Origin of the sequence: Acidiphilium sp. AL (genome assembly GCF_025499445.1) — a bacterium.
Lineage (GTDB): Bacteria > Pseudomonadota > Alphaproteobacteria > Acetobacterales > Acetobacteraceae > Acidiphilium > Acidiphilium iwatense.
In genome coordinates this window covers 24,473-31,009 of the sequence record NZ_JAIMBZ010000036.1, presented here as the reverse complement: position 1 = coordinate 31,009, position 6,537 = coordinate 24,473, and the positions used below count along the sequence as shown (strand labels likewise).

Genomic DNA, 6,537 nt, shown 5'->3' with positions numbered 1-6,537 from the left:
GCGGCTATGATTCCGTAACCGAGTTATGTGGAGTTGGCGGCCCTCAAACCTTCGTCGGCTGGAGTTGACGCCTTCCAGCTCCACATCACTGCGCGCTGCACATAAACCGAGTCACGTTGAGCTCAACGTGAATCGACGAACTCGGATACCTGCCGTTCAGCTCGTCAGGCGGTGCCTTGCTGTTCCACCTGCTGAGCAAACTCTACGAACGCACCAGCGTCGTCATCACCACCAATCTCAGCTTCAGCGAGTGGGCCGAGGTGTTCAGCGACGCAAAGATGACCACGCGCTGCTCGATCGGCTCACGCATCACTGCCACATCCTCGAAACCAGCAACGACAGCTTCAGGTTCAGGGCAAGCGCAACCGCCAATAAGCCAAAGGGGAGAAAAGACGTGACTTGACCCAGAGCCAATCAGGCGGAACATAACACCGTACAACCCGGGTCACTTCTCGATGAAAATCCCGGGTCACTTCTCAGTGGAAATCAACAGTCCAGCGCGGCTTCGAGACGCCGCGCGGTCTCGCTCAGGCTCGATGCGGAAGCACCGCTTGCGCATCTTCGCGAAACCCGGCCGCCCGCACCACCGCGAGGAACGCGGAGAGACCCTGAAAATCAGCAGCCATTGTTCGAAATCCTGGACAAGCCGTGCCGTTATCGCCCGATTGTCACGTACATGGTCAATGACCATATTCGGATCGGATTTTCATTGGAGACAAATATGACCGACCTCACGAAAGCGGGCAGCTTTTCGCTTGGCGACCGCGTGGTGAAGCGCGTGGGCTATGGCGCCATGCAGCTGGCGGGTCCCGGCGTGTTCGGGCCGCCGAAGGATCGCCTGATTGCGCTTGCGGTGCTTCGCGCAGCCGCCGCGGCCGGCGTCGATCACATCGACACCAGCGACTTCTACGGGCCCCACGTCACCAACCAGCTGATCCGGGAGGCGCTGCATCCCTATCCCCGGAACCTGGTGATCGTGACCAAGGTGGGCGCGGTCCGAGGGCCCGACGCGTCATGGAACCCGGCGCAGAGTCCGGCCGAGCTGATCCGCGCCGTGCACGACAATCTGCGCAACCTCGGCGTCGACGTTCTCGACGTCGTAAACCTGCGCATCATGGGAGACGTTCATGCCCCCAGTGAAGGCTCGATCGCGGAGCGGTTCACAACTCTTGCAGACCTTCAGCGGCAGGGGCTGATCCGGCACCTTGGCTTGAGCAACGTCACCGCCGCTCAGGTGGCGGAGGCGCGAGGCATCGCCGCGATCGTATGCGTGCAGAACCACTATAATCTCGCACATCGCGATGACGACAAGCTGATCGACGAACTCGGCCGGCAGGGCATCGCCTACGTGCCCTTCTTCCCACTCGGCGGCTTCACGCCGCTCCAGTCCGAGACCTTGTCGGCCGTGGCCGAAAGGCTCGATGCGACGCCGATGCAGGTCGCGCTCGCCTGGCTGCTGGCGCGCGCGCCCAATATCCTCCTCATTCCGGGCACGTCGTCACCGGACCATCTGCGGGAGAATCTGGCGGCGGCCGAGCTCGCCCTCACGGAGGATATCCGCTCCGAGCTGGCGGAAATCGGCACGATTAGGCGTTAGCAGACATTGAGGTAGCCAATGTGCAGACACGGTTACCTTCTTCGTCGTTCTCGGCTCGCAAGGGCCGTCGATTCGGCGCGATAATGCGATATGCAGCGACACAGCCGCCGATTGGCGTAGTAACAGTGGGGGCTCAAGCCCTATTGGTCGTCTGTCAAGCGCGCTCCGCTCGACCGAGGAGATGCGGATTTTAGATATCTGCCGGTCCCATGGTGTCGGGCGCAGCGGGCGTCCGTCAGGCTTGCTGGGTCGGATAGAGCAACCCCAGGATATTGACGTCGACCATCTGGCGATATTCGGCGGGATGCGTGTTCTGGAATGGAGCGGCAACGCCGACACCGGCGACGGCAAGCAAAATGTCGAGCCGACCATACTCTTGCAGGACGCGCGCAACCATCACCGACGCCTGCGCCTCGTTCGTCACGTCCGCTTCGATCGGCAACGTCTCGCCTCCGGCTTGACGGATGCGATCGGCCAGGTTGTGCAGCCGTTCGATGCGCCGGGCCGCAAGCGCCAGCGCGGTCGCCTCACCGATGCCGGATGAGGCCCCGTCACCAGAGCAACTTTGCCGTTCAGTTTACCTGTTTGCATTTTGAATTCCCTAACTTAAAGTTATACCTTGCCGGCGCTGAGGTTCGTGCTTCTTGCAAGCGTTTCCCATGTCGCGAGAGCCTTCAGCAGGGTCTCACCATGGCTTTGAATGGCGTCCACCGCGTCGGCGCCGAGTTGCAGGCGCAGCGGCGTGTCCGGCGCATCGAGAGCGGCCTCGATCGCGGCCGCCGCTTTCCGAGGATCGCCGTCCTGGGTACCGTTCATGGCACGCGCGAATTCGCGCGTGGCGCCGGTGACGTCGCGATAGGCGTCGATCACCGGCATGTGGCGCATGTTCGGCCCGGCGAGATTGGTTCGGAACTGACCCGGTTCGACGATCAGCACCTTGATGCCGAAGGGCGCCAGCTCCTGTGCCAGAGCTTCGCTCGCGCCTTCGATCGCGAATTTCGTCGCCGAATAGGCGCTGAAGCCCGCGAACGATAATTGTCCGCCGAGGCTCGACATGTTGACGATGGCGCCGCTCCGCTGGGCGCGCAGCGCCGGCAACGTCGCGCGGGTGACATTCACGGCGCCGTAGAAATTCGTCTCCATCAGCGCGCGCAGCTCGGCATCCGGGGTTTCCTCGAACGCGCCGACGATGCCGTAGCCGGCATTGTTGATCAGCACATCGATGCGTCCGAAACGGGTGATGGCCGCCTCGACCGCCGCTTCCGCGTCGCCGATGCGGGTCACGTCGAGCACACGGACCAGGACGCGATCGGGGGCGGAAGCGGCGAGTGCCGCAAGCGCCGCGACGTGCCGGGCGGTGGCCACGACATTGTGGCCTCGGGCCAGAGCGTGCTCGGCGAAGGCACGGCCGAAGCCGGACGAAGCGCCGGTAATGAACCAGGTCTTGGCGGCCATCGGGATGTCTTCTCCACGGAAAGTGCGTTCTGCTGAATGCTCGGCAATCTGGCCGCTGACGCATTCGCTTTCCAGATGGTTCAAATCGACATGACCATTCGATATGATGCATGAATGGAGCGCGGTCTGCTGAACCATTTTCCCATCGTGCTGACAGTCGCCCGCCGGGGTGGCTTCGCATCGGCGGCGGCAGTGCTGAACATGAGTCCCTCGGCGGTGAGCCACGCGGTCAGGGCGGTCGAGGATCGGTTGGGTCAGCCGCTCTTCCTGCGGACGACGCGCAGCGTCGCCCTGACGGAAGCTGGCAAGGCCTTCGTCGCCGCGATCGGCCCCGCCATCGCGACGATCGAAGAAAGTGTCGAGCACGTCCAGGCGGCGAAGGGACGGGTCGCGGGCGTGCTGCGGCTCAATGCGCCGCGCGTGGCGCTGCCGCTCGCAATTACGCCGGCGATCGTCGCGATGAGCCGGCTTCACCCCGATCTGACGATCGAGGTGACCTCGGACGAATGCCTCGCCGATATCGTCTCCGGAGGGTTCGATGCCGGCGTTCGTTTGGGCGAGATGATCGCGCAGGACATGATTGTGATCCGCCTGACCGGCCCGTTCAAGGCGATCATGGTCGCCGCGCCGGATTATCTTGAAGCGCGCGGCGCACCGGGGACGATCGCCGACCTCGCGGTGCATAACTGCATCGGATATCGCCTGATCTCGTCCGGCGGAGCCTATGCCTGGGATCTGATGGATCGGGGCCGCGAAGTCGCGGTCGCGGTGAGCGGCAGCGTGCGAGTGACCGATTCCACATATGCCCGCGAGCTGGCGCTGCTTGGTGTCGGCATCGCCTATATCTTCGAGCCGCTGGTTCGGAAGGATTTGCGCGCGGGCCAGTTGCGGCAGGTTCTGCCGGCGGCCAGCATCGAAGAACCGGGCCTGTTCCTGTATTTTCCGCGATATGCGTCGGAAATGCCGAAGCTGAGGGCGTTCATCGACACGGTTCGCAGAATTTCAAGAGGAATGATGTCGGGCTGAGCTGGCGGGGTCAAATGAACCATCGGACGCCGGAAGAAAGCGAAAGGAAGTCATGCGGACATTCGTGGCATTGATGCGCGGCATCAATGTGGGTTCGGCACGCAAGCTGCCGATGGCGGATTTGCGTGCCCTGTGCCTTGCGCTCGGGATGGAACGGCCGCAAACCTATATCCAGAGCGGCAATCTGATCGTCGATGCCGAAGGCGGCGCGGACGATGTGCGAAGCTTGCTGGAAAAGGGATTGACCGCGCAGGCGGGATTCGCGGTCGATGTCATCGTGCGCGAAGCCGCCGGCTGGGAGCGATATGTCGCGGCCGATCCCTTCGCCGGGAACGCCGAGGTTCCGGCGAAAATGGTGCATCTGTATCTGTCCCGCGACGCGGTCGATCCGGGCGCCGCAGACATCCTGGCGCGACGGGCGCAAAGCGGGGAGCGGGTCCGCCTGGCCGGCGGCGCGCTCTGGATCGATTACGGCGCGGCGGGCGTTCATGGCTCGAAGCTGAGCCCGTCCCTCATCGACAAGGCCTGCGGCTCGCCGACGACCGGCCGCAACCGGAACACCGTGCTGAAGATCCGCGAGATGATCGCAGCGCGGAGTTAGGTTTTCGGAAACCGTCTTGTCCGATGCACGGATTGCTGATCCATACGATAACATGGCGGAAAGGCCGCCCGGCGATGCGGCGAAAGGACGGAACCGTGGCACGGGATTGCGGGGTATGAACGGCTTGGCGAAACGCATGGTTCCGCTGGCGCTTCTCGGATTCGTCCTCTCGGGCTGCGCGCATCTGCATTATCGGTATCTGGACGCGCTGATCGCGTCGCCGAACCAGTATCTGCGCGAGGTGATCGCGGGGCCGATGCCGCCGCCGCCGATCGGCACGTCGCGCACGATTGCCGGGCCGGATTACGCACCGGGCGCGCCCCTGCCCGCCTCACCTGATCCGGCGACCGACTGGGGCAGCTATAATCGCACGCTGGAAGGCGATCGGTTCTCGCCGCTCGACCGGATCACCACGGCGAATGTCGACGAACTGCGCCCGCTTTGCGATTTCCGCCTCGCCGACGCGACCGATCTTCAAGGCACGCCGCTGGAAATCGCCGGCACGCTCTATGTCACCACCCAACAGCACACTTATGCGATCGACGCGCGAACCTGCCGGTTGCGTTGGGAGCACATCTATCACCTCGTGCGCCGGGTGCCGCTCGACCCGAATCAGGTCAATCGCGGCCTTGCCTATTGGCACGGGCTGCTGATTCGCGGCTCGAACGACGGCAGACTCTATGCGCTGAACGCAGCGACCGGAGGCACCGTGTGGAACGTGCCGATCGGCGACCCCGCGATCGGCGAGACGTTTCCCGCCGCTCCGATCGTCTGGCACGGCATGGTGTTCATCGGCAATGCCGGCGGCGATAATTTCGGCGTGGCGGGACGGATGATGGGGTTCGATGCGCGAACCGGTCTGATGCTGTGGTCCACACCGCTGATCCCGAGCAACGGACGCGCTGCCGCCACCTGGCAGGCGACGAGCTTCGAGCATCCGCGCGGCGGGGCGGCGACCTGGACCTCCTATGCGATCGATCCGCGCACCGGGATTCTTTATGCGCCGACCGGCAACGCGGCGCCCGATTTCCTGAAATCGTTGCGCCCCGGCGCGAACGATTATGCCTATGGCGTGATCGGGCTCGATGCGCGCACCGGCAGCGTGCGCTTCTGGCACCAGTTTCTCAGCGGCGACGATGTTCACGACTGGGACATGGCGGCTGCGCCCGAGCTGATTACCACGCCAAGGGGACGCAAATTGCTGGTGGCCGCCGGCAAGGACGGATTTCTCTATGCGCTCGACCGCGAGACCGGAAAACTGGCGGTGAAAACCGCGATAACGACGCGATTCAACACGCGCGCGCCGATGACGCCGCGGGGCACCCGATTTTGCCCCGGAATCGAGGGCGGGGTGGAGTGGAGCAGCCCGGCCTATTCGCCGCAAACCGACGCGCTCTATGTCAACGCCGTGGATTGGTGCACCACCGTTCGCGTCATTGCGGCGAATGCACTCAAGGGCCGCAAGGGCCTGCCCTGGACCGGCTCGACCAGCCGCATCCATCCCTATGGTCTGCGCGCGAACCGTTATTCCGGCTGGATCACCGCGGTCAGTGCGCGCACCGGCGCGGTGTTGTGGCGTCTGCACGACAGCAGGCCGATGCTGGCGGGCACCACCCCGACCGAAGGCGGGGTGGTGTTCACCGGCGATCTGAACGGCCTGTTCATGGCGCTCGATCAGCGCACCGGCGCCCTGCTCTACCGATACGATACCGGTCAGCCGATCGGCGGCGGCGTGATCACCTATGCCGATCGCGGCCGGCAATATGTCGCGGTCGCAGCGGGGATGGACGCGCCGATCGGCTGGCGGCTGAGTACAGGGCCGGGCAGGATCGTGGTGTTCGGGCTGCCCGGCGGGTGA

Annotated in this window: 5 protein-coding genes and 2 pseudogenes; 5 read left to right on the top strand and 2 right to left on the bottom strand. The window is 64.2% G+C overall.

The features are described from left to right. Positions 1-131 precede the first annotated feature (131 nt). Both AiwAL_RS15895 and AiwAL_RS15890 read left to right on the top strand, forming a co-directional pair. Positions 132-403 (top strand): annotated as a pseudogene (locus AiwAL_RS15895) (ATP-binding protein); the annotation flags it as partial. Between the two features lie 318 nt (positions 404-721). Beyond that, a complete protein-coding gene (locus AiwAL_RS15890; RefSeq protein ID WP_262313051.1) occupies positions 722-1,597 on the top strand; it encodes an aldo/keto reductase family oxidoreductase in 876 nt (291 codons plus the stop codon). A gap of 235 nt (positions 1,598-1,832) precedes the next feature. On the opposite strand, the pseudogene AiwAL_RS15885 reads toward AiwAL_RS15890, so the two are convergent. Beyond that, positions 1,833-2,135 (bottom strand): annotated as a pseudogene (locus AiwAL_RS15885) (SDR family NAD(P)-dependent oxidoreductase); the annotation flags it as partial. 74 nt (positions 2,136-2,209) lie between these two features. Beyond that, positions 2,210-3,052, bottom strand: a complete 843-nt coding sequence (locus AiwAL_RS15880; protein WP_262313050.1) for an oxidoreductase — start codon at positions 3,050-3,052, stop codon at positions 2,210-2,212. A gap of 114 nt (positions 3,053-3,166) precedes the next feature. Here AiwAL_RS15880 and AiwAL_RS15875 point away from each other — a divergent pair, with 114 nt between their 5' ends. From AiwAL_RS15875 to AiwAL_RS15865, 3 genes are all read left to right on the top strand, one after another. Further along, the gene (locus AiwAL_RS15875) at positions 3,167-4,078 is read left to right on the top strand and encodes a LysR family transcriptional regulator (RefSeq protein WP_235705420.1); all 912 of its coding nucleotides are present in this window, start codon (positions 3,167-3,169) and stop codon (positions 4,076-4,078) included. Positions 4,079-4,130: 52 nt separating this feature from the next. After that, positions 4,131-4,679: a DUF1697 domain-containing protein gene (locus AiwAL_RS15870; protein WP_262313049.1), complete on the top strand. Its 549-nt coding sequence runs from the start codon at positions 4,131-4,133 to the stop codon at positions 4,677-4,679. 115 nt (positions 4,680-4,794) lie between these two features. Then, positions 4,795-6,537, top strand: coding sequence for a PQQ-binding-like beta-propeller repeat protein (locus tag AiwAL_RS15865; RefSeq protein WP_262313048.1), 1,743 nt, complete (start codon positions 4,795-4,797; stop codon positions 6,535-6,537).

Coding starts and splice junctions, on each gene's coding strand:
- AiwAL_RS15865 (WP_262313048.1), top strand. CDS start 4,795: ATGAACGGCTTGGCGAAACGCATGGTTCCGCTGGCGCTTCTCGGATTC.
- AiwAL_RS15890 (WP_262313051.1), top strand. CDS start 722: ATGACCGACCTCACGAAAGCGGGCAGCTTTTCGCTTGGCGACCGCGTG.
- AiwAL_RS15880 (WP_262313050.1), bottom strand. CDS start 3,052: ATGGCCGCCAAGACCTGGTTCATTACCGGCGCTTCGTCCGGCTTCGGC.
- AiwAL_RS15875 (WP_235705420.1), top strand. CDS start 3,167: ATGGAGCGCGGTCTGCTGAACCATTTTCCCATCGTGCTGACAGTCGCC.
- AiwAL_RS15870 (WP_262313049.1), top strand. CDS start 4,131: ATGCGGACATTCGTGGCATTGATGCGCGGCATCAATGTGGGTTCGGCA.